The organism is Rhizobium sp. WW_1 (assembly GCF_003610155.1).
Classification (GTDB): domain Bacteria; phylum Pseudomonadota; class Alphaproteobacteria; order Rhizobiales; family Rhizobiaceae; genus Rhizobium; species Rhizobium tropici_A.
On record NZ_RAIN01000001.1, the window covers coordinates 673,902 to 692,920 of the forward strand.

Genomic DNA, 19,019 nt, shown 5'->3' on the forward strand with positions numbered 1-19,019 from the left:
GATCCCTAACAGTTGATGATCTTTACGATGCTTGAACAGGGGAACGGCCTATGCCATAGGCAGGGTCATTCGAAAGTTCAAGGGAGCAGAATATGGCTCAATCCACTGGCCTCATGGCAGGCAAACGCGGCGTCATCCTCGGCGTAGCAAACAACCGTTCGATAGCGTGGGGTATTGCCAAGGCCTGTTCGGAAGCCGGAGCCGAAATCGCGTTGACGTGGCAGGGCGACGCTCTGAAGAAGCGCGTCGAGCCGCTCGCTCAGGAACTCGGCGCCTTCATGGCAGGCCATTGCGACGTCACCGAGCCGGCGACGATCGATGCCGTCATCGATGCGCTGGAAGCCAAATGGGGCAAGATCGATTTCGTCGTGCACGCCATCGCGTTTTCCGACAAGGACGAACTGACCGGCCGTTACCTCGATACCAGCCGCGACAACTTCACGAAGACGATGGACATCTCGGTCTATTCCTTCACGGCAGTTGCACAGCGCGCCGAGCGAATCATGAATGACGGCGGCTCTATGATCACCCTCACCTATTATGGTGCGGAAAAGGTCATGCCGCACTACAACGTCATGGGTGTGGCCAAGGCGGCTCTCGAAGCAAGCGTGCGCTACCTCGCAGTCGATCTCGGCAGCCGCGGCATTCGCGTCAACGCAATTTCGGCTGGCCCGATCAAGACGCTCGCAGCTTCCGGCATCGGCGACTTCCGCTATATCCTGAAGTGGAACGAGTATAACGCGCCGCTGAAGCGGACTGTTACAATCGACGAAGTCGGCAACTCGGCCCTCTATCTGCTGTCCGATCTCTCGACGGCCGTTACCGGCGAAATCCACCACGTCGATTCCGGCTATCATACGGTCGGCATGAAGGCCGTGGACGCGCCCGACATTTCCGTCGCGAAGGACTGACCAAACAGGAAGCTGACCGTGTCGCCCATCCTCTATGTGATACGCCACGGTCAGACCGACTGGAATGCCGAGCGCCGGCTGCAAGGTCAGAAGGATATCGATCTGAATTCCATCGGCCGCGAACAAGCGCGACAGAATGGTATTGATCTCGCCGAAATCCTCGCCTTCGAAAACATACCCTTCGATTTCGTCGCCAGCCCATTGCGGCGTACCCGCGAAACCATGGAAATCGCGCGTGATGCCATGGGCCTGCCTCCCAAGGACTATCGCACCGACGAGAGATTGGTCGAGCTGTCCTTCGGCGCCTGGGAAGGCTTTACCCTCAAGGAATTGAAGGCGACCGCGCCCGACAGGCTTGCCGAACGCAAGGCAAACAAATGGGATTTCATCCCGCCAGGCGATGACGCCGAAAGCTATGAAATCCTTTCCTGGCGTATCGGCTCATGGCTGGCATCGGTCGATCGCCCCACGGTCTGCGTCACACATGGCGGCGTCATCCGCACGCTGTTTCGTCTGATCGGCGATGTCGACAAGGAAGAGGCGGCGGAAATCCCGATCCATCAGGACCAGATCCTGAAAGTCGATCCCGAAATGAAGATCATCGGTTGGATGTAGGACTGTCCTCGATCAGGCGCAGATGGCTGCGTACTCTGGGATCATGGAAGAACAATCATTTTAGATGCGGACAATCCGCCCGGATCGCCGGTTGCCCGGCGGCAGCGTTATTTACTGAACGATATCGAGGTCGTTGACGACGCGCTTGCCATCGACTTCGGTATAGAAGACGACGACCTTCACGCCCGCCTGCAGGCCGCTGAAATCGAAATCCTCCGGCACCTGATAGTTCTTGCCGTCATCCAGCGTGATGCTGTAATTTTTGGTATCGACCTTCTTGATGACAGCCTCGACATCCGCGCTTTCGGCAAAGCCTGCGACGGGCGCAAGCAAGCTTGCCGTGGCCAAAAGCGTCGCTACAAAAAAGCGCATCGTCGTTACCCTTCAGGTCAAATTCAATTGTGATTTCTTATGCGTCGTAAAGAACACTGCGAATATGGCGGAAGTTGCCCGCAATAGTGGCCTTGCTCGCCCAATTGGTGAATGCATCGTCACAATCCACAGCAGGGATTAATCTTTGTTTACCATAATGATGGCGCAACGGAAGGTGGCAACGGCAACCGTTTCGGGTCTGCTGGAAAGAAAGATTTTGTCTTGCCGGCATTTTGGCTCCGCCAGATGATCGAGACCCGACCGGCCTCGATCATCTGGCACTGGAATCAAATAGGTAGAGCGTGACGTCGCCCGAAAATCGCTTACACTTTTCGGCATCATGCTCTATGAGTGGGCCGAAATTGCAAGAGACAAGACGCGGCCTGCCCGTCAGGCTGCACCAATCCGGTCGTTTTTCATGTCGCACAATACATTCGGTCACCTCTTCCGCGTCACCACCTGGGGCGAAAGCCACGGGCCGGCACTCGGCTGCGTCGTCGACGGTTGCCCTCCCGGCCTCCGCTTCAAGCTCGAGGATCTTCAGGTCTGGCTCGACAAGCGCAAGCCAGGCCAGTCCCGTTTCGTCACACAGCGACGCGAGGACGATCTGGTCAAGGTACTGTCCGGTGTGATGTTCGACGAGGACGGCGAGACCATGATCTCAACGGGCACGCCGATCTCGATGCTGATCGAAAACACAGACCAGCGCTCGAAGGATTATGGCGAGATCGCGAGGCGCTATCGCCCCGGCCATGCCGACTATACCTATGACGTCAAGTACGGCATCCGCGACTATCGCGGCGGCGGCCGCTCCTCGGCCCGCGAAACGGCGGCGCGCGTCGCCGCCGGCGGCATCGCCCGCCTCGTCGTGCCCGGTGTGACGATCCGCGGTGCGCTGGTGCAGATCGGCAAGCACAAGATCAACCGCGCCAACTGGGATTGGGCGCAGGTCGACCAGAACCCGTTCTTCGCTCCCGATCCCGAAATCGTGCCGGTGTGGGAAGAATATCTCGACGGCATCCGCAAGGCAGGCTCCTCGATCGGCGCTGTCGTCGAAGTCGTCGCCGAAGGCGTGCCAGCGGGTCTTGGCGCGCCGATCTATGGCAAGCTCGACCAGGATATCGCCTCGCTGCTGATGTCGATCAACGCCGTCAAGGGCGTCGAAATCGGCGAAGGCTTCGCGTCCGCCGAACTGACCGGCGAGGAGAATGCCGATGCGATGCGCATGGGCAACGACGGCAAGCGGATTTTCCTCTCCAATCATGCCGGTGGCATCCTCGGCGGCATATCCACCGGCGAGCCGGTGATCGCTCGTTTCGCCATCAAGCCGACTTCCTCGATCCTGACGGAACGCCAATCGATCGACGCGGACGGAAACAATGTCGATGTGCGCACCAAGGGCCGCCACGATCCCTGCGTCGGCATTCGTGCCGTGCCGATCGGCGAGGCCATGGTTGCCTGTGCCGTTGCCGACCATTATCTGAGGGATCGCGGCCAGACGGGCCGAGAGAGATAGGAATTTCGAGATGCCTTACGACCAGAAGCGTGTTGTCGATGCTATCAGGGCCTTCGAGGCCGGCGAGATCGTCGTCGTCATGGACGATAACGACCGTGAAAACGAAGGCGACTTGATCGTCGCCGCCGTTCACTGCACGCCCGACAAGATGGCCTTCATCGTTCGGCACACTTCCGGCATCGTCTGCACGCCGATGCCGCGCGAGGAGGCCAAGCGCCTGAACTTGAACGCCATGGTGGCGGAAAACGATTCCGCGCATACCACAGCCTTCACCGTATCGGTCGACTTCAAGCATGGCACGACGACGGGCATTTCCGCCGACGATCGCACGCTGACGGTGCGCAATCTCGCCAACCCGAATGTCGGTCCCACAGATTTCGTCCGTCCCGGCCATATCTTCCCGCTCGTTGCCCGCGAGGGTGGCGTGCTGATGCGTTCCGGCCATACCGAAGCCGCCGTCGATCTCTGCAAGCTTGCCGGCCTGCCGCCGATCGGCGTCATCTGCGAACTCGTCAATGACGACGGCACGGTGACGCGTGGCCAGCAGGTGGTGAGCTTTGCCGAGCAGCACGGGCTGAAGCTCGTCTCCGTCGCCGACCTCATCGCCTATCGCCAGCGCAAGGAAACGCTGATCGAACTCGGCGCCAGCTTCGATGTCGAGACGCCGTTCGGCAAGGCGCGCGCCCATACCTATTCGCTGCCCTGGGACCCGATGCAGCACCTCGCCGTCGTCTTCGGCGATATCCGCGACGGCATCGACATCCCGGTCCGCCTGCATCCGGAAAACGTCGCCGAGGACATTTTCGGCAAGAACAGCCCGGTCGATTTCTACATGAAGAAGATCGCCGAAGAGGGTCGCGGCATCATCGTCTATCTGCGCGAAGGCTCCGTCGGCGTCGGCCATATCGACAACGGCCGCAAATCGCGCCAGGCTGGCCGCGAGGCTCATGCCGAAGCCCAGACACGCGACAGCGAATGGCTGGAAATCGGCCTGGGCGCACAGATCCTCAAGGATCTCGGCGTCAGCTCGATCAAGCTGCTCACCAGCCGCGAACGCCACTATGTCGGCCTCGAAGGTTTTGGCATCAAGATCGCCAAGACGGAAATCTGCTGACTTTCACCCTCACCTTGAGGGGGAGGGTCGGAGCGAAGCTCCGGGGTGGGGTGATCGCTGCGGCTTGCCGAGCTCAACCAACTGTCACCCGCGCGACCGCCCCCCTCAAGAGGGAGGTGTTGATGCAGTCCGCTTCCTCAAGCCCGGCTCATTTCCGCTGCGCTTATGAATTTTGCGCCCAGCCTTGCTGGCCCGATTTGCTATTACGTGCGGCCCAGTTCTTAAGGCGCAACCCGTTGAGTTTGATAAATCCTTCGGCATCGTGATGGTCGTAGCTGCCCGAGCCTTCCTCGAAAGTGACAAGGTCGGCGGAGTAGAGCGAATGAGGAGAATTGCGGGCGATGACGCTCGCCGACCCCTTGTAGAGTCTGACCGTCACTTCGCCGGTCACATAGGTTTGGCTCATATCGATCAGCGCCTGCAGCATTTCCCGCTCCGGTGAATACCAGAAGCCATTGTAGATCAGCTCCGCATAACGCGGCATGATCTCATCCTTCAGATGAGCAGCTGCGCGGTCCAGCGTGATCGACTCGATCCCCCGGTGAGCCGCCAGCAAAATCGTACCGCCGGGTGTCTCGTAGACCCCGCGCGATTTCATGCCGACAAAGCGGTTCTCAACGAGATCGAGCCGGCCAATTCCATGCCTACCACCGAATTCGTTGAGTAAAGTTAGCAGCGCGGCCGGCGACAGCCTCTCACCATTGAGGGAAACTGCATCGCCCATCTCGAAGCCAATGGTGATGGCCTCCGGCAGATCGGGTGCATCCATAGGATCGACCGTGCGCTGATAGATGTAATCCGGCGCGATATCGGCGGGATCTTCGAGCACTTTGCCTTCGGTCGAGGTATGCAACAAATTTGCATCGATCGAGAAAGGCGCTTCCCCGCGTTTGTCCTTGGGGATGGGGATCTGATGCCTTTCGGCATAATCAATCAGTTGCGCCCGGGACTGAATGGCCCATTCGCGCCATGGGGCGACAATCTCGATCGAAGGATCAAGAGCATTGACGGTCAGCTCGAAGCGGACCTGGTCATTGCCCTTCCCGGTCGCTCCGTGGGCAATCGCATCGGCGCCGACCTCCTGGGCAATGCTGACAAGATGCTTTGCGATCAGCGGACGGGCAATGGAGCTGCCAAGAAGATACTGGCCTTCGTAAAGCGTATTGGCGCGGAACATCGGGAAAACGAAGTCGCGCACGAACGCTTCGCGGACATCCACAATCCGGACGTCCCTGACCCCCAGCATCTCGGCCTTCTTCCTTGCTGGTTCCAGCTCCTCGCCCTGGCCCAGATCGGCGGTGAAGGTCACCACTTCGCACTTATAGGTTTCTTGCAGCCATTTCAGGATGATCGAGGTATCGAGACCGCCTGAATAGGAGAGCACGATCTTCTTGAGCTTTTTCGGCATGATTGCGTTTCCATCTTCGTATTGGATGGATGGAATGTTAAGCTAACCACTACGCAATGACCTTGCGAAGAAAGCGAGCAGACAGCGAAATTTGGCATAAAGTGCCAAATTTCCTCGATTATGAGGCTTAAAGCGCCAATGAATCTGGATGATATCGATCGCCGTATCTTGCGAGTGCTTCAGCGAAATGGGCGTATCTCCAATGTGGAATTGGCCAAGGAGGTCGGCTTGTCGCCTTCGCCTTGCTTGCGCAGGGTACGGTTGCTGGAGGAAGCTGGTGTTATTGACCACTATGTTGCCGTGCTTGATCCCACAAAAGTCGGCGCTGGTCTTACCGTCTTTGCGCGCGTCTGGTTCAAGACGCAGGACGCCGAGATAACGGTTCAGTTCGGCGAGGCCATACGGCGATTTCCGGAAGTGGTCGAATGCCACCTGACGACCGGGGAGTGCGATGCAATCCTGCGGATCGTCACCACGGACCTGCATAGCTACTGGCGCTTCCAGGCCGACTATCTGACCCGTATCCCCAGCGTGCTGAACGTCAAGACGGATGTGCCGATGGAAACGCTGAAACACAGCTATGAATTGCCGGTGAGATAGGCAGGCAAGTAACCCCCTACACTTTGATTTTTGATAGACCAAATAAAGCGCGGCGCATCCGCTTTTGCCCTACCGCAAGCATTTTAGGCGATGGCATTGCAAGACCGCTTTCACAACGACCTCACAATCCCTTTGACAAAAACTCGCGATCCAGCAGGCCCATCATGATGTCGTCGTGCCAGCTGCCGTTGACGTAAGCCGTCTCACGCTCCCGTCCCTCGATGATGAAGCCGCACTTTTCATAGGCGCGGATGGCACGCTTGTTATAGGCGAGCACGCGTATTCCGATGCGATGCAGCCCCATGTCGCCAAAGGCGTGCTGCAGCAGAAGAGTGATCGCTTCGGTGCCAAAACCTTTGCCGAGCAAGGCGGGATTGCTGATGCCGATGGCCATCGTCGCGCGCTTGTCCAGCGCGTTGACGTTGTCCAGTCTGATTTCTCCGGCAAAGACTCCGTTGATTTCGATGACCCAGGCATATGGGCGCTCGGCAAACAGCTGTACCCATCTAGCCGCGCCCTCTCTGGTCACAGGCTTGATGTCTTCCTTGTTGATACCGTACATTTCCGAAATCTCGGCATTCGTGCCCAAGGAGAAACGCACATCGGCATCTCCGTCACATGGCTGACGGAGCCTGACATTGCGGCCTTCGAGAATTGGCAACGACAATGGCCCCTCCCCTCTGTTTGACGCCTAGCTGGAACCCCAGGAAGTGATTTTGCTACAGATTGGCAACAGCAAGCAACGTCATGTCGGCTTCAAAAAATTCGGCATCAAGATCACCAAAGCGGAAATCTGCTGACGCCACCCTCACCTTGAGGGGGAGGGTCGGAGCGAAGCTCCGGGGTGGGGTGATCGCTTCGGCCACCTCAGTCAACCAACTGTCACCCCCACCCGCGCGTTCGCGCGACCTCCCCCCTCAAGGGGGAGGTAGTCATCCCCGCCAGCCTTCGAGAAAAACAACCTTTTCAACGCCGGTGAAGCGGGCGACGCGTTCCAACTCGGCTTCCAGCTTCTCCAGCCGGCCAGCCGATGCCTTGACGCTAGGCTCCAGCCACAGGCGCTTGACGTCAAGGGTGCCTGCCTTGCGGTCAGCCTTCATGTCGATCCGGCCGATCAGACGGTCTCCTTCCAGGAGCGGGAAGACATAATAGCCGTACTCGCGCTTCGGCTCGGGCACGAAGATTTCGATGCGGTAGAAGAAGCCGAAGAGGCGTTCGGTGCGGTTGCGATCGCGCAAGGTCGGATCGAAGGGGCTGAGAACGCGAATGCGTGCCGGCGCTTCGGCGTGGTTGTCGAGTGTGTCGTGGAAATCGAGATAGGCGAAAGAAGGGCGAGGCTTGCCGCCGCCGGCAGGTTCGATCAGCACTTCGGTCAGTTCGTCGCGATGCGTCTCGACCCAGATCTTGGCTTCCTGCGGCGTCACCAGATCCCAGAAGGCGGCAATCTCGCCGGAGGTGGCGAAGCCAAGGCGCTGCAGCGCGCTGCGGCAGGCCCAATCGACGAATTCGTCGTGCTCGACTTCCGGCTCATGGAAATGGCTCGGCAGCACGCGTTCGACGAGATCATAGACCTTCTGGAAGTTGGTGCGACCGGCAATCGCAAACTTGCCGGTGCGCCAGAAATATTCGAGCGCCGTCTTGTTGGGATGCCAGTTCCACCAGCCGCCGGAGACATGATCCTCCGCCTTGACCTCGCGCGCGGTGATCGCGCCATTCTTCAGCACGCGCTCGTAGGTTTCCTCGAAGGCATCCTCGAAGCCCTCCCCGCGCCATTTGCGCCAGCGCGCGATGATCGCCTCGTCCTCGCGGCGGAAACGGTGCTTCCAATAGACGAAGAAGGCGCTCGGCAGAATGGAGGCGTCATGCGTCCAGTTCTCGAAGAGCGCGCCGTCTTTTTCCAGAAGCTCCGTCAGATGCTCGCGCCGATAGGTCTGGTTGCGAGAAAACAAGATCTGATGATGGGCGCGTTCGACGGTGGCGATACTGTCCACCTGCACGAAGCCGATGTCGTGGATGAGTTGCAGCAGGCCCGCCTTGGTCAAGGCGCGGTTCGGTGGATTGGCGAGCCCCTGCTTGGCAAGGAACACGCGGCGGGCATCGCGATTCGAGAGCAGATTCGTCATGGCGCGATCATAGGCATAAATTCCCATGCTTTCAAAGAGGCGTTGATTTGATAAATCGACGCAATGCGCTATAGCTCCGCGACTGTGCCACGGAATAGGAAAGCCGCTTGGATATTCGGTTCGACAATGCCGGCGTCAATTACGGCGCGCGTACTGCGCTGTCGCCGCTCAGCCTGACGCTTCGGGAGCGCCGCATCGGCGTGATCGGCCTCAACGGTTCCGGCAAGACGACCTTTGCACGGTTGATCAACGGGCTCGTCAAGCCAACGACGGGGCGCGTCACCGTCAATGACCTCGACACGGTCAGCGATGCCGCCAAGGTGCTTGGCAAGGTCGGCTATATCTTCCAGTCGCCGCAGAACCAGATCATCCTGCCTATCGTGCGCGACGACATCGCCTATGGGCTGAAAGCGCGCGGATACGACAAGGCGAAGATCAATGCAGCGGTCGAAGGCGTTCTCGGGCGCTTCGGCGCCAGCCATCTCGGTTCGCGGCGCGCGCATGAGCTTTCCGGCGGCGAGTTGCAGATGGCGGCCCTCTGCTCGGTGCTGGTAACGGGTCCCGACATCCTCATTCTCGACGAGCCAACCAACCAGCTCGATCTGAAGAACCGGGCGCTGGTGCAGAAGACCGTCATGGGCCTGCCGGAAAGCGTCATCGTCATCAGCCATGATCTGCCGCTGCTCGAGGATTTCGAGCGGGTGCTGCTGTTCGATCAGGGTCGGCTCCTCGCCGATGCGCCCGCGGGGGAAGCGATTGCGCGTTACAGGGAGCTGGCCGCCTGATGCAGACATTGCATGTCGATGTCGATACCTGGCTGCATCGGCTTTCGCCGCGCGTAAAACTGCTCGCGCTGACCGCACTCGGCGTCCTGCTCTTCCTGACCCAATCCATCCCCCTGCTGGCCTGCGCAAACCTTGTCGGTGCAGCCGTCTATCTTCGCAGCGGCCTGCCATTTGGAGAAGCGTTGAAGCGGCTGCGACCCATCTTCATCTCGATTGCCGTCCTCGCGATTTTCGCCGCCCTCGTCGGCCCGCTGCACGCGGCGATCGTCACTGCGCTACGCCTGACGGCGCTCGCACTGTTTGCCGCAACCGTGACGGCGACGACATCGATGTCAGCTTTCATTGATGAGATCACGGCGCTCGCCATGCCGCTCGAAAGGCTTGGCCTGCTCAAGGCCGCCGATATCGGGCTTGCGATCGGCCTCGTCATCCGTTTCGTGCCGGAAATCCTCGATCGCTATGATGCTATCCGTGAAGCGCATCAGGCGCGCGGGATCAAGGTTCGCCTGGCGACGACGCTTACGCCGCTCATCATCCTGACACTGCGAGATGCGGACAATATCGCCGCCGCGATTGACGCGCGCGGCATTCGGCGTCAATGAACATAGGTCTTTTTCCGAAGGAGCCGTCATGAACACCCGCGATCTCGTCCTCTCGGCGCTGTTTGCCGCTATCATCGTGGCGCTCGGCCTCTTGCCGCCGATCCCGATCGGCATCATCCCGGTTCCGATCACCGCCCAATCGCTCGGCGTCATGCTTGCCGGCGTGGTCCTTGGCGCCAAGCGCGGTACGATCGCGGTGTTACTGGTGGTCGTGCTCGTGACGATCGGCCTGCCTGTCCTGTCGGGCGGTCGCGGCGGCCTTGCGGTGTTTGCAGGCCCGACGGCCGGTTTCTTTGTCGGCTGGATTTTCGCAGCCTTCGTCACCGGTTATCTGTCGGAGCAGCTGGTGAAACCGGAACAGAGCGGTCTCGTCCAAGGCGTCGGCTTCTTCATTGCCGCCGTCGCCGGTGGCGTGGTGGTGCTCTATGCGTTCGGCATCGCCTGGCTTGCCGTTAATGTCGGCTTCAGCAAAGCCTTTCTCGGGTCGCTGGGTTTCGTGCCGGGCGATGTCGTCAAGGCCGTCGTCGCAGCCCTCGTCGGCCGCGCGGTGATGGTGGGCTATCCGCTGTTGCCGCAGCGGAGCTAAGGCACGGCAGGTAAAAGTGCGCAGCGGTTTTGCGGCAACGACGCGCCGCTTAGCAGCTCTCAGGCCAGATATTTATAGAGCCAGTCACGCGTATCTTCCGGAAGCGAAACCGGGTCGTGCTCGTCGCCACGCACCGCCATCCAGAGAATTTCAACCTCCGCCGCCAATTCGTTGCCGGTTTCGACTGCGACCATGAAACCGATCGACTTGCCGCCGATCTTGTTGACGCTGACCGAGAAGCGGGCGAGATCGTCATAATGCAAGGCGCGGTGCAGAGAGCACGACGCCTTCTTGGCAATGTAGATGGGTTCGTCGTCGACCAGCGGCCGGGTGCGCCAGAAATTCGAAAGCGCGGTTTCCGCCTGCGAGATGTAGGAGGCGATAAACATCTGGCCGTGCCGGTCGACATCGCGCGGCGGCACCCTTACCTCGATGACATCGGATCGTTCTACTCTCGCCATAACGCAACAACCCTGGCCGACGCCATACTGACCTTAATGAAAGCTTAACACCGCGCCTCGATAAGTAAACGGCGCCATGCCAAAGTGGTTAAGATGGATTGTTGACATTGTAGTGACATGGTCCATGTCCTTTTAATAGGCGTCACACCTCATCTATAGGTTGGTCCCATGAGCACACGTCTTTACGAACATCCGATCTTTCTTGAACATATTGTTCCGCCTGGCCATCCCGAGCGACCGGATCGGCTGCGCTCGCTGAACATCGCGTTGGAGCACCCGAATTTCGAGCGGCTGGACCGGCGAAAGGCGCCGCCCGCCCATGAGGACGCGATCCTGCTTGCGCATCCCGAAGAACATCTGGATTTCGTGCTGCGATCGATGCCGGACCGAGGCGACGAGGGTGAGATCAACCAGCTCGAAGCCGACACCTATGCCAGCCCGAAGACGCTGCAGGCGATCATGCACGGTATCGGCGGCGCCATGGCGGCGGTCGATGACGTCTTTTCCGGGGCTGCCGACAATGTCTTCGTCGCGGCCCGCCCGCCCGGACACCATGCCGAGAAGACCAAGGCCATGGGCTTCTGCTTCTTCAACAATGCCGCGATTGCCGCGCGCCACGCGCAAAAGGCCCATGGCGCCGAACGCGTCGCCATCGTCGACTGGGATGTGCACCACGGCAACGGCACGCAGGATATTTTCTGGGACGATCCCTCCGTCCTCTTCTGTTCCACCCATCAGATGCCGCTCTATCCGGGCACCGGCAAGAAGGACGAGCGTGGGGAGCACAACACCATCGTCAACGCACCGCTTTCGCCCAATACGGGCGGCGACCATTTCCGCGAGGCCTTCAAATCGCGCGTGCTGCCGGCACTGACAGACTTCAGCCCGGATCTCATCATCATCTCGGCCGGTTTCGACGCCCATCACCGCGATCCCCTAGCGCAATTGAACCTGACGGGCGAGGATTTCGACTGGGCGACGGGGCGGCTGCTCGAGGTTGCCGACCGCAGCGCCAAGAACCGGGTCGTCAGCCTGCTCGAAGGCGGCTATGATCTGGAAGGTCTCGCCGAGTCGGCGGGGATGCATATTCTACGCATGATGAGAGGTTGATAATGAGCGAGAACGCCAAGGCAGATGTTTCGGGCTATTCCTTCGAGAAGGCCGTGGCGGAGCTTGAAAGCATCGTTGCCCGCCTTGAACGCGGCGATGTGGCCCTGGACGAATCCATCGCCATCTACGAGCGCGGCGAAGCGCTGAAGAAGCATTGCGAAGCACTGCTTTCGGCCGCGGAAAACCGCATCGAGAAGATCCGGCTCGACCGCACCGGCAAGCCTCAGGGCACCGAACCTCTTGATGGCGCCTGATGGCGGACGGGAAAATTTGAGTTTGAGGAATATTCCCGGTAGGTTGAGGTCCAACCGAAAGGAGAACCGATATGTCCTTCTTCCCAGGCAACGATCCGCAGGCCGGTGACGCCTTCGCCTGCGACGCGATCGAGAACCTCATCATTCCCCGCACCAGCGACCTCGGCGGTTTTTCCGTACGCCGCGCGCTGCCGAGCAGCCGGCGGCGGCTGGTCGGGCCGTTCATCTTCTTCGACCGCATGGGCCCGGCAATTTTCCGGCCCGGCCAGGCGGTCGATGTCCGCCCGCATCCGCATATCGGGCTTTCCACCGTCACCTACCTGTTCGACGGCGAGATCCGCCATCTCGACAGCCTCGGCACGGCCAAGGTCATCCGCCCCGGCGACGTCAACCTGATGACGGCCGGGCGCGGCATCGTGCATTCCGAGCGGACGCCGGAAAACCTGCGCGACCATCCCTTCGCCATGTCCGGCCTGCAGACTTGGCTCGCCCTGCCTGACGATAAGGAAGAGATCGATCCCGCATTCGCGCACACGGAGAAAGGCGATCTGCCTGTCATCGCCGATGGCGGAGTGACCGGACGCGTTGTCATCGGCGAATTCGAAGGCCTGAAATCGCCGGTCAAATCCTTCTCCGATACGCTTTACGTCGATCTGCAGCTCCAGCCGAACAAGACGTTTCCTTTTGGGGCAGCGCACGAGGAGCGCGCCGTCTATATTCTCTCCGGTTCGCTCATCGTCGCCGGCGACCGTTTCGAACAGGATCAACTCCTCGTTTTCCGTCCCGGCGATGCGATTACGCTGGAAGCCGCCGAAAAAGGCTGTCATCTCATGCTTTTTGGCGGTGCGGCGCTCAATTCGAAGCGCTATATCTGGTGGAATTTCGTCTCGTCCTCAAAGGAGCGCATCGAAAAGGCCAAGGAGGAATGGCGCACCGGCCGCTTCGATATCGTGCCGGGCGACGAAGAAGAGTTCATTCCTCTGCCGGAAGGCTAACGGGTTCATAACAATCCCACATGTTTCTTGTTCGGGATCACCTTGAATTCGGCGTCTTTTGTCGCAATCTGTTTTGAAGTAAAGGCGGACGGTCGCCCAAGAATAGCAAGAAAGAGGCATCAGCCTTGACACAAATGCCAAAGACGCCACTGCTGGACCAGGTCCAATATCCTTCCGACCTGCGAAAGCTGGAGGACCGGGAATTGCCGCAGCTCGCCCGCGAAGTGCGCGACGAGATGATCGATGCGGTATCGCGCACCGGCGGACATCTCGGTGCCGGCCTCGGCGTCGTCGAGCTGACGATCGCCATCCACAGCGTCTTCGATACACCGAACGATCGCCTGATTTTCGATGTCGGGCATCAGTGTTATCCGCACAAGATCCTGACCGGGCGTCGCGACCGAATCCGCACGCTGCGCCAGGAAGGCGGCCTTTCCGGTTTCACGCGCCGGGCCGAGAGTGAATACGACCCCTTCGGCGCCGCACATTCATCGACCTCCATCTCCGCCGGTCTCGGCATGGCGGTGGCTGCCGAGCTCGACAAGACCGACCGCCGCGTCATCGCCGTCATCGGCGACGGCGCGATGTCGGCCGGCATGGCCTATGAAGCCCTGAACAATGCCGGCGCGCTCGATGCGCGGCTGATCGTTATCCTCAACGACAACGACATGTCGATCGCCCCGCCGACGGGAGCTATGAGCGCCTATCTCGCTCGCCTCGCCTCCGGCCGTACCTATATGGGCTTCCGGGATTTCGGCAAGAAGCTGACCGCCTATCTCGGCAAGAAGGTCGATCGCGCCATCACGCGGGCGGTCGAGCACGCACGGGGCTACGTGACCGGCGGCACCATGTTCGAGGAAATGGGCTTCTACCATATCGGCCCGATCGACGGTCATTCCTTCGAGCACCTGCTGCCGGTGTTGCGCAATGTGCGCGACAATGCGCAGGGACCAGTGCTGATCCATGTCGTGACGCAGAAGGGCAAGGGCTATCCCCCGGCCGAAGCGGCTGCCGACAAATATCATGGCGTCAACAAGTTCGATGTCATCACCGGCGCGCAGACCAAAGTGAAGCCGAATGCGCCGAGCTATACAAGCGTCTTTGCGGACGCTTTGGTGCAGGAAGCGACGCTCGACGAGAAGATCGTCGGCATCACCGCCGCCATGCCGAACGGCACCGGCCTCGACAAGTTGCAGGAATTCTTCCCCAAGCGCTGTTTCGATGTCGGCATCGCCGAGCAGCATGCCGTGACCTTCGCGGCCGGCCTTGCAGCCGAAGGCTACAAGCCCTTTGCCGCCCTCTATTCCACCTTCCTGCAGCGCGCCTACGACCAGGTGGTGCATGACGTGGCAATCCAGGGCCTGCCGGTCCGCTTCCCCATCGATCGCGCCGGCTTCGTCGGCGCCGATGGCCCGACGCATGCCGGCTCCTTCGATACCGCCTTCCTGGCGACGCTGCCGGGCTTCGTCGTCATGGCCGCGGCTGACGAGGCGGAGCTCAAGCATATGGTACGCACCGCCGCCGCCTATGATCTCGGCCCGATCTCCTTCCGTTATCCGCGCGGCGAAGGCGTCGGCGTCGATCTGCCGGAACGCGGCCAGATCCTCGAGATCGGCAAGGGACGTGTGGTCAAGCAAGGCTCGAAGGTAGCTCTGCTCTCCTTCGGTACGCGCCTGGCCGATAGCCTGCTCGCGGCAGAGGATCTCGATGCTGCCGGACTTTCGACGACGGTTGCGGACGCACGCTTCGCCAAGCCGCTCGATCACGACCTGATCCGCCAGCTTGCCGCCCACCATGAGATCCTCATCACCATCGAGGAAGGCTCCGTCGGCGGGTTTGGCAGTCAGGTCATGCATTTCCTTGCGAATGACGGTCTGCTCGACCACGGGCTGAAGGTGCGTTCGCTCGTCATGCCCGATATCTGGGTGGAACAGGCCAAGCCCGAAGCCATGAACGCGATGGCCGGCCTCGATCGCGTCGGCATCGTCCAGACGGTCTTCCGCGCTCTCGGCCACGGCCGTATCGTCGAGGCAACTGCGTAAGCACCAGAATCAAGCGGCTCTACCGCTGCCTGATGCCATCAGGTCCGGACATATCAGGCATCAAGCACGTTGAAGACCGCGACGCGATCGCGGCCGGCGGCCTTTGCCTGATAAAGCGCTGAGTCGACATTCCTCAACAACAACGCCCGCGTCGCCCCATCGTGCGGCGCAAGCGCAGCGCCGATGCTGAGCTTTGCGAAGATAGACACGCCGTCCACCGCAAAGGGCGTCCTGAAGGCGGCAAGCAACCGTTCGGACAGGGCCACAAGCGCATTTCTGTCGGGCGAATCCGGAACGAAGATCGCAAACTCGTCGCCTCCCATGCGCACAACGATATCGTCCGCGCGGACGACCGAACGAATGCGCGCCGAAGCCTCGCACAGAACCTCGTCACCAACATTGTGACCGAAGCGATCATTGATCGACTTGAAGCCGTCCATGTCGAGATAGAGGACGCCGAAATTGCTGCCGGTTGCAACCGCCGTGCTCAGCGCGCCATCGACGATCGCCTCAAGCGCCGAGCGATTGAGGAAACGGGTCAACGGGTCCGTCATCGCGGCCGTGCGCAAGCCATTCTCGGCTATCCCCATCAGCAGATTTGTCTTCTGTAGCCGCAGAAGTGCGCCAGCGATCTGTGCAAACCGTGTCAGCTTCTGCTCTTCGTCTGGCGAGAATTGTCGCGGCTTCTGATCGAGAATGCAGAAAGCGCCCACGGGCAAGCCACCTTCCAGCCGCACGGGTGCGCCCGCATAAAAACGGAACCGCGGATCTTCGATGACGAAAGAGAAGTTTCCCAACTCCGGGTCGTCTGCGAGATCGGGGATGACGAGCATTTCGTCGTCGAAAACGACCCGTGTGCAGATCGACATATCGCGGGAGCATTCAGCGATCTTCAAGCCCGCCTGCCCTGCGATACGCTGCCAGTCCTCATCGATGATGTTGATCGCCGCATAGGGTGTCTCGAACACGCCTCTTGCCAGTTCCGCAAGGATCGCGAGCTCCGGAGTCGGACTGCTGTGAATCGCATTCAGGGAGCGTACGGCCAGAAGTCTTTGTGTCTCGTTGGCCGGAACTCGGACGAGCTGTCCCATTCGAATCTCCCTCGGCGGTCATCCTGCGTTTTATAGAAATGGCGGTTCATCGCTCAGAGCAAGCCCGCTGCCGATCAAATATTTAATAGATCTTGACCAAAGGATGACTGCCCGAAAACACGCTCCTGACCCGAACGCCCTGTTCCACGGGGCAAAGAGCCTCCCGGCTGCGGTGCGGCTGCCCCAAACTCGGACAAGCTTTGGCGGAGGACGGCCTTATATAAGCTGTGCAAAAAACGACGAGGCCCGCCGCGAAGCGACGGGCCGGTAGAATTCACGAAGGTGATTCGCGGTGCACCGGCCTACGGAAATATTCCCGCAGGCCGGTGATCGGTCAGAGCTCAGAATTCTTCCCAGTCGTCCCGCGCGGCGGCGGCCGTCGCTGTCGCCTTTCCGGCAAATGCCTTGGCAACGGTATGGCCCAACGCGCGGGCCGGCGAAGCGACCGGCCTTGAGCGTGGCGTTGCCGCGGCCGGCCGCACGGGTGCGGCCTGCGCGGCATTGCCGAGACGGAACTGCTGAAGCAGCTCGTTGAGGGCCGCAGCTTCGCGGGCGAGCGCATGGCTTGCAGCGGTCTGCTCCTCGACCATGGCGGCATTCTTCTGCGTGCCCTGATCCATGTTGTTGACTGCCGTGTTGATCTCTTGCAGGCCGGTCGACTGTTCGCGGGTCGCAGTGACGATCGCGCCGACATGACGGTTGATCTCCTGTACTTCGGAGACGATCAATTCCAACGCCTTGCCGGTCTCGCCGACGAGCGACACGCCGGTATGGACCTGATCGCTCGACGTCGTGATCAGCGACTTGATTTCCTTGGCGGCATTGGCGGAGCGCTGAGCCAGCTCACGCACTTCCTGGGCAACGACGGCAAAGCCCTTGCCGGCATCTCCCGCGCGGGCTGCCTCGACACCCGCATTCAGCGCCAGAAGGTTGGTCTGGAAGGCGATATCGTCGATGACGCTGATGATACTGCTGATTTCGCCCGAGGATCTTTCGATCTGCTGCATGGCCGAGACGGCCTTGCGAACCACTTCACCGGAGCGCTCCGCGCCAAGGCGGGCGCGCTCGACGAGATGGCCGACATCCTCGGCGCGCTTGGCGGAGTCGCGAACCGTAGTCGTGACCTGCTCGAGTGCAGCGGCCGTCTCCTCGACCGCGGCAGCCTGCTGCTCCGTGCGGTGCGCCAGATCGTCGGCGGCTGAACGGATCTCGTCGGCGCCGGCATTGATGGCGCGGGCATTGGTGCCGACGGACTGCAAGGCTGCCTCGAGCTTCTCGACCGCATTGTTGAAGTCGGCGCGAACGCTGTCGAATTGCGGCGCGAAACCGGTGTGAAGGCGGGTTGCGACATTGCCTGACGACAAGGCGGAGAGGCCGCCGGCGAGCGCTTCCATGGCGAAACGGATTTCACCCTCTTCGCGCGCTTTCCGCTCGTCATTTGCCAGACGCTGGTATTCGGCATCGCCCCGCATGCGCTCGGTCTCGCCGGCGAGGCGCAGCTTTTCGATACCCGCCTGCTTGAAGACGAGGACCGCATCTGCCATGCGGCCGATTTCATCGCCGCGGCCGACGGCCGGAACTTCGACATCGTGCTCGCCGTTTGCCAATCGGCCCATCGCAGCGGTCATGCCGACGATCGGGCGCACCGTCATGCGCGACAGCAGCCAGGCAAGCAGGGCGGCGGCGAGCGATGCGAAGATGCCGCCCACGATCAGGGTGAGGCGCAGATCGGCATTGGCATCATCCTGCACGGCGGCCAGATCGCTGGCCTTGGCGCGGGCAGCCTGCTTGATCTTGGCCGCGGCCTCGCGGAAGCCGTCGAGCTGTCCCTTTGTTTCGTTCTGACCGATCTTGACGATCTGGTCGAGCGGCATCTCGGTCTCCTTGCGGGCCTTCGCCTGCGGCTCCGCCAGCTGATGGAAGTAGAGATCGGCCGCCTTCTGCATATTGTCGATGGCCTGCAGCAGATCCGGAGAATCGGCCGCGGCCTGCTTGGCGGCGGCGATGCTTTTCAGCATGCGTTCGCGATTATTGAAAATATCGCCAAAGGTGCTGTCGCTGCGCAGAAGCAGGAAGCCACGCAGATTGACGGCCTGTTCCAGCATCGCCTGCAGGGAGTCGTCGATCAGACCGACGAGCTGTTGCGATTGCGCCTGCTCGGCGGCGGCACTGGCCGAAACCTCCTGCTTCGCATAGATGAACGCGGAAACGCAGGCAAAAATGGCGATCAGGGCCGTAAACGTAATGGCAAGCTTGCCATTCAACGAGAGTTTCTTCGCAAACATGAGCGAGCGCCTCCTGAGCGCCGGTCCTGGCGAGCATCACCTGGCCGCGATTGGGAGGAATGCGGCCGATGCTCGAAGAATTCAGGGAGGGCATGATTGGGACGCGGACGCGCGAAGCCTTCATGGCAGGCGGCGACCTCGAAAACGGA

General features: G+C 60.6%; 20 protein-coding genes. 12 read left to right on the top strand and 8 right to left on the bottom strand.

All coding sequences use genetic code 11. The features are described from left to right. Window positions 1-92: 92 nt before the first annotated feature. The gene (fabI, locus tag BJ928_RS03190) at window positions 93-911 is read left to right on the top strand and encodes an enoyl-ACP reductase FabI (RefSeq protein ID WP_047627733.1); all 819 of its coding nucleotides are present in this window, start codon (window positions 93-95) and stop codon (window positions 909-911) included. A gap of 18 nt (window positions 912-929) precedes the next feature. Further along, a complete protein-coding gene (locus BJ928_RS03195; RefSeq protein WP_047627735.1) occupies window positions 930-1,526 on the top strand; it encodes a histidine phosphatase family protein in 597 nt (198 codons plus the stop codon). A 111-nt stretch (window positions 1,527-1,637) separates the two neighbouring features. On the opposite strand, the gene BJ928_RS03200 is transcribed toward BJ928_RS03195, so the two are convergent. Then, window positions 1,638-1,898, bottom strand: a complete 261-nt coding sequence (locus tag BJ928_RS03200) for a DUF1344 domain-containing protein (RefSeq protein ID WP_047627737.1) — start codon at window positions 1,896-1,898, stop codon at window positions 1,638-1,640. Window positions 1,899-2,316: 418 nt separating this feature from the next. On the opposite strand from BJ928_RS03200, the gene aroC reads away from it, so the two are divergent. After that, on the top strand, window positions 2,317-3,414 hold the full coding sequence (aroC, locus tag BJ928_RS03205) for a chorismate synthase (RefSeq protein ID WP_047628771.1): 1,098 nt from the start codon (window positions 2,317-2,319) through the stop codon (window positions 3,412-3,414). Window positions 3,415-3,424: 10 nt separating this feature from the next. Continuing rightward, window positions 3,425-4,528 carry a 3,4-dihydroxy-2-butanone-4-phosphate synthase gene (gene ribB / locus BJ928_RS03210; protein WP_047627739.1) on the top strand — a complete coding sequence of 368 codons (1,104 nt, stop codon included), beginning with the start codon at window positions 3,425-3,427 and terminating at the stop codon, window positions 4,526-4,528. Between the two features lie 163 nt (window positions 4,529-4,691). On the opposite strand, the gene BJ928_RS03215 is transcribed toward ribB, so the two are convergent. Beyond that, complete coding sequence (locus tag BJ928_RS03215) at window positions 4,692-5,936, bottom strand: argininosuccinate synthase (protein ID WP_047627741.1); 1,245 nt, start codon at window positions 5,934-5,936, stop codon at window positions 4,692-4,694. 138 nt (window positions 5,937-6,074) lie between these two features. Here BJ928_RS03215 and BJ928_RS03220 point away from each other — a divergent pair, with 138 nt between their 5' ends. Continuing rightward, entirely contained in the window at window positions 6,075-6,536 is a 462-nt protein-coding gene (locus BJ928_RS03220) for an Lrp/AsnC family transcriptional regulator (RefSeq protein ID WP_183079356.1), read from the top strand. 121 nt (window positions 6,537-6,657) lie between these two features. On the opposite strand, the gene BJ928_RS03225 is transcribed toward BJ928_RS03220, so the two are convergent. From BJ928_RS03225 to BJ928_RS03230, 3 genes are read right to left on the bottom strand one after another with little or no spacing between them, the layout of a single operon-like run. Next, complete coding sequence (locus BJ928_RS03225) at window positions 6,658-7,197, bottom strand: GNAT family protein (RefSeq protein WP_120296452.1); 540 nt, start codon at window positions 7,195-7,197, stop codon at window positions 6,658-6,660. 58 nt (window positions 7,198-7,255) lie between these two features. Continuing rightward, the gene (locus tag BJ928_RS38700; protein WP_156151428.1) at window positions 7,256-7,411 is read right to left on the bottom strand and encodes a hypothetical protein; all 156 of its coding nucleotides are present in this window, start codon (window positions 7,409-7,411) and stop codon (window positions 7,256-7,258) included. 57 nt (window positions 7,412-7,468) lie between these two features. Continuing rightward, window positions 7,469-8,659 carry a winged helix-turn-helix domain-containing protein gene (locus BJ928_RS03230; protein ID WP_047628772.1) on the bottom strand — a complete coding sequence of 397 codons (1,191 nt, stop codon included), beginning with the start codon at window positions 8,657-8,659 and terminating at the stop codon, window positions 7,469-7,471. A gap of 107 nt (window positions 8,660-8,766) precedes the next feature. Between BJ928_RS03230 and BJ928_RS03235 the strand changes: the two genes are divergently transcribed. The 3 genes from BJ928_RS03235 to BJ928_RS03245 are packed head-to-tail and all read left to right on the top strand — an operon-like array spanning window position 8,767 to window position 10,632. Next, window positions 8,767-9,444 (top strand): ABC transporter ATP-binding protein, encoded by a 678-nt coding sequence (locus BJ928_RS03235; protein ID WP_047627744.1) that lies wholly within the window; start codon window positions 8,767-8,769, stop codon window positions 9,442-9,444. Beyond that, complete coding sequence (locus tag BJ928_RS03240; RefSeq protein ID WP_047627745.1) at window positions 9,444-10,046, top strand: energy-coupling factor transporter transmembrane protein EcfT; 603 nt, start codon at window positions 9,444-9,446, stop codon at window positions 10,044-10,046. Before BJ928_RS03235 ends, BJ928_RS03240 begins: the two co-directional genes overlap by 1 nt. A 28-nt stretch (window positions 10,047-10,074) precedes the next feature. After that, on the top strand, window positions 10,075-10,632 hold the full coding sequence (locus tag BJ928_RS03245) for a BioY family transporter (RefSeq protein ID WP_047628773.1): 558 nt from the start codon (window positions 10,075-10,077) through the stop codon (window positions 10,630-10,632). Window positions 10,633-10,691: 59 nt separating this feature from the next. Here the strand turns inward: BJ928_RS03245 and BJ928_RS03250 are convergent, their stop codons facing one another. After that, on the bottom strand, window positions 10,692-11,093 hold the full coding sequence (locus BJ928_RS03250; protein WP_047627747.1) for a thioesterase family protein: 402 nt from the start codon (window positions 11,091-11,093) through the stop codon (window positions 10,692-10,694). Between the two features lie 168 nt (window positions 11,094-11,261). On the opposite strand from BJ928_RS03250, the gene BJ928_RS03255 reads away from it, so the two are divergent. From BJ928_RS03255 to dxs, 4 genes are all read left to right on the top strand, one after another. Beyond that, on the top strand, window positions 11,262-12,203 hold the full coding sequence (locus tag BJ928_RS03255) for a histone deacetylase family protein (RefSeq protein ID WP_047627749.1): 942 nt from the start codon (window positions 11,262-11,264) through the stop codon (window positions 12,201-12,203). A 2-nt stretch (window positions 12,204-12,205) separates the two neighbouring features. Next, entirely contained in the window at window positions 12,206-12,457 is a 252-nt protein-coding gene (locus BJ928_RS03260) for an exodeoxyribonuclease VII small subunit (protein WP_047627750.1), read from the top strand. 71 nt (window positions 12,458-12,528) lie between these two features. Then, the gene (locus BJ928_RS03265) at window positions 12,529-13,452 is read left to right on the top strand and encodes a pirin family protein (RefSeq protein WP_047627752.1); all 924 of its coding nucleotides are present in this window, start codon (window positions 12,529-12,531) and stop codon (window positions 13,450-13,452) included. A gap of 125 nt (window positions 13,453-13,577) precedes the next feature. Beyond that, window positions 13,578-15,494, top strand: coding sequence for a 1-deoxy-D-xylulose-5-phosphate synthase (gene dxs, locus BJ928_RS03270; RefSeq protein ID WP_047627754.1), 1,917 nt, complete (start codon window positions 13,578-13,580; stop codon window positions 15,492-15,494). 53 nt (window positions 15,495-15,547) lie between these two features. Here the strand turns inward: dxs and BJ928_RS03275 are convergent, their stop codons facing one another. Further along, window positions 15,548-16,585, bottom strand: a complete 1,038-nt coding sequence (locus BJ928_RS03275; RefSeq protein WP_047627755.1) for a sensor domain-containing diguanylate cyclase — start codon at window positions 16,583-16,585, stop codon at window positions 15,548-15,550. A gap of 341 nt (window positions 16,586-16,926) precedes the next feature. Continuing rightward, a complete protein-coding gene (locus BJ928_RS03280; protein WP_047627757.1) occupies window positions 16,927-18,870 on the bottom strand; it encodes a methyl-accepting chemotaxis protein in 1,944 nt (647 codons plus the stop codon). Window positions 18,871-19,019: the final 149 nt, after the last annotated feature.

Coding starts and splice junctions, on each gene's coding strand:
- fabI (WP_047627733.1), top strand. CDS start 93: ATGGCTCAATCCACTGGCCTCATGGCAGGCAAACGCGGCGTCATCCTC.
- BJ928_RS03200 (WP_047627737.1), bottom strand. CDS start 1,898: ATGCGCTTTTTTGTAGCGACGCTTTTGGCCACGGCAAGCTTGCTTGCG.
- aroC (WP_047628771.1), top strand. CDS start 2,317: ATGTCGCACAATACATTCGGTCACCTCTTCCGCGTCACCACCTGGGGC.
- ribB (WP_047627739.1), top strand. CDS start 3,425: ATGCCTTACGACCAGAAGCGTGTTGTCGATGCTATCAGGGCCTTCGAG.
- BJ928_RS03215 (WP_047627741.1), bottom strand. CDS start 5,936: ATGCCGAAAAAGCTCAAGAAGATCGTGCTCTCCTATTCAGGCGGTCTC.
- BJ928_RS03220 (WP_183079356.1), top strand. CDS start 6,075: ATGAATCTGGATGATATCGATCGCCGTATCTTGCGAGTGCTTCAGCGA.
- BJ928_RS03230 (WP_047628772.1), bottom strand. CDS start 8,659: ATGACGAATCTGCTCTCGAATCGCGATGCCCGCCGCGTGTTCCTTGCC.
- BJ928_RS03240 (WP_047627745.1), top strand. CDS start 9,444: ATGCAGACATTGCATGTCGATGTCGATACCTGGCTGCATCGGCTTTCG.
- BJ928_RS03245 (WP_047628773.1), top strand. CDS start 10,075: ATGAACACCCGCGATCTCGTCCTCTCGGCGCTGTTTGCCGCTATCATC.
- BJ928_RS03250 (WP_047627747.1), bottom strand. CDS start 11,093: ATGGCGAGAGTAGAACGATCCGATGTCATCGAGGTAAGGGTGCCGCCG.
- BJ928_RS03255 (WP_047627749.1), top strand. CDS start 11,262: ATGAGCACACGTCTTTACGAACATCCGATCTTTCTTGAACATATTGTT.
- BJ928_RS03260 (WP_047627750.1), top strand. CDS start 12,206: ATGAGCGAGAACGCCAAGGCAGATGTTTCGGGCTATTCCTTCGAGAAG.
- BJ928_RS03265 (WP_047627752.1), top strand. CDS start 12,529: ATGTCCTTCTTCCCAGGCAACGATCCGCAGGCCGGTGACGCCTTCGCC.
- BJ928_RS03275 (WP_047627755.1), bottom strand. CDS start 16,585: ATGGGACAGCTCGTCCGAGTTCCGGCCAACGAGACACAAAGACTTCTG.
- BJ928_RS03280 (WP_047627757.1), bottom strand. CDS start 18,870: ATGTTTGCGAAGAAACTCTCGTTGAATGGCAAGCTTGCCATTACGTTT.